Source organism: Photobacterium ganghwense, from assembly GCF_003025595.1.
Lineage (GTDB): Bacteria > Pseudomonadota > Gammaproteobacteria > Enterobacterales > Vibrionaceae > Photobacterium > Photobacterium ganghwense.
The window spans coordinates 1-2,742 of sequence record NZ_PYMI01000018.1; the positions used below are offsets into that span (position 1 = coordinate 1).

At 53.6% G+C, this 2,742-nt stretch carries 2 rRNA genes; both read left to right on the forward strand.

Going from position 1 to position 2,742, the window contains the following annotated elements:
• A 23S ribosomal RNA gene (locus tag C9I92_RS24935) occupies positions 1 to 2,542 on the forward strand; the annotation flags it as partial.
• A 116-nt stretch (positions 2,543 to 2,658) separates the two neighbouring features.
• Positions 2,659 to 2,742, forward strand: a 5S ribosomal RNA gene (gene rrf / locus C9I92_RS24940); the annotation flags it as partial.

Sequence of the window (2,742 nt, forward strand, 5' to 3'; positions counted from 1 at the left end):
GTGAAAACGAGTAGGACGGGACACGTGTTATCTTGTCTGAAGATGGGGGGACCATCCTCCAAGGCTAAATACTCCTGACTGACCGATAGTGAACCAGTACCGTGAGGGAAAGGCGAAAAGAACCCCTGTGAGGGGAGTGAAATAGAACCTGAAACCGTGTACGTACAAGCAGTAGGAGCAGGCTTTGTCCTGTGACTGCGTACCTTTTGTATAATGGGTCAGCGACTTAATTTCAGTAGCAAGGTTAACCGTATAGGGGAGCCGTAGGGAAACCGAGTCTTAACTGGGCGTGCAGTTGCTGGGATTAGACCCGAAACCGAGTGATCTAGCCATGGGCAGGTTGAAGGTGCGGTAACACGCACTGGAGGACCGAACCGACTAATGTTGAAAAATTAGCGGATGACTTGTGGCTAGGGGTGAAAGGCCAATCAAACTCGGAGATAGCTGGTTCTCCCCGAAAGCTATTTAGGTAGCGCCTCGGACGAATACTACTGGGGGTAGAGCACTGTTAAGGCTAGGGGGTCATCCCGACTTACCAACCCTTTGCAAACTCCGAATACCAGTAAGTACTATCCGGGAGACACACGGCGGGTGCTAACGTCCGTCGTGGAGAGGGAAACAACCCAGACCGCCAGCTAAGGTCCCAAAGTTATCGCTAAGTGGGAAACGATGTGGGAAGGCTCAGACAGCCAGGATGTTGGCTTAGAAGCAGCCATCATTTAAAGAAAGCGTAATAGCTCACTGGTCGAGTCGGCCTGCGCGGAAGATTTAACGGGGCTAAGCGATACACCGAAGCTGCGGCAATGCGCATTAGCGTATTGGGTAGGGGAGCGTTCTGTAAGCCGCTGAAGGTGTCCTGTAAGGGGCGCTGGAGGTATCAGAAGTGCGAATGCTGACATGAGTAACGATAAAGGGGGTGAAAAACCTCCTCGCCGGAAGACCAAGGGTTCCTGTCCAACGTTAATCGGGGCAGGGTGAGTCGACCCCTAAGGCGAGGCCGAAAGGCGTAGTCGATGGGAAACGGGTTAATATTCCCGTACTTCTTGCTATTGCGATGGGGGGACGGAGAAGGCTAGGTGGGCCTGGCGACGGTTGTCCAGGTTCAAGGGTGTAGGCTGATGGTTTAGGCAAATCCGGACCATCTTAAGGCTGAGACCCGATGTCGAGGCACCACGGTGCTGAAGTCATTGATGCCATGCTTCCGGGAAAAGCCTCTAAGCTTCAGATAGCAAGAAATCGTACCCCAAACCGACACAGGTGGTCGGGTAGAGAATACCAAGGCGCTTGAGAGAACTCGGGTGAAGGAACTAGGCAAAATGGTACCGTAACTTCGGGAGAAGGTACGCTGCCGGCGGTGAAGAGACTTGCTCTTGGAGCTGCTGGCAGTCGCAGATACCAGGTGGCTGCAACTGTTTATTAAAAACACAGCACTGTGCAAAATCGAAAGATGACGTATACGGTGTGACGCCTGCCCGGTGCCGGAAGGTTAATTGATGGGGTTATCCTTAGGGAGAAGCTCTTGATCGAAGCCCCGGTAAACGGCGGCCGTAACTATAACGGTCCTAAGGTAGCGAAATTCCTTGTCGGGTAAGTTCCGACCTGCACGAATGGCGTAATGATGGCCACGCTGTCTCCACCCGAGACTCAGTGAAATTGAAATCGCAGTGAAGATGCTGCGTACCCGCGGCTAGACGGAAAGACCCCGTGAACCTTTACTACAGCTTGGCACTGAACATTGACCCTACATGTGTAGGATAGGTGGGAGGCTTCGAAGCAGGTACGCCAGTATCTGTGGAGCCGTCCTTGAAATACCACCCTTGTAGTGTTGATGTTCTAACGTCGCCCCCTCATCGGGGGTGCGGACAGTGCCTGGTGGGTAGTTTGACTGGGGCGGTCTCCTCCCAAAGCGTAACGGAGGAGCACGAAGGTGGGCTAATCACGGTCGGACATCGTGAGGTTAGTGCAATGGCATAAGCCCGCTTGACTGCGAGAATGACGGTTCGAGCAGGTGCGAAAGCAGGTCATAGTGATCCGGTGGTTCTGAATGGAAGGGCCATCGCTCAACGGATAAAAGGTACTCCGGGGATAACAGGCTGATACCGCCCAAGAGTTCATATCGACGGCGGTGTTTGGCACCTCGATGTCGGCTCATCACATCCTGGGGCTGAAGTCGGTCCCAAGGGTATGGCTGTTCGCCATTTAAAGTGGTACGCGAGCTGGGTTTAGAACGTCGTGAGACAGTTCGGTCCCTATCTGCCGTGGGCGTTGGATGATTGAGAGGGGCTGCTCCTAGTACGAGAGGACCGGAGTGGACGAACCTCTGGTGTTCGGGTTGTGTCGCCAGACGCATTGCCCGGTAGCTAAGTTCGGAATCGATAACCGCTGAAAGCATCTAAGCGGGAAGCGAGCCTCAAGATGAGTCATCCCCAGAGCTTTAAGCTCTCTGAAGGGTTGTTCGAGACTAGAACGTTGATAGGCAGGGTGTGTAAGCGCTGTGAGGCGTTGAGCTAACCTGTACTAATTGCCCGTGCGGCTTAACCATACAACACCCAAGGGGTTTTACGGACTCCACGAGCACTTGAATGGTGTGCTTGAACTTTAGTCAGTTTTTTCCAAGATTGTGATTTGCGGCCTGCGGGCGGTGAATCAAAGAATTTGCCTGGCGACCATAGCGCTGTGGACCCACCTGATCCCATGCCGAACTCAGACGTGAAACGCAGCAGCGCCGATGGTAGTGTGGGG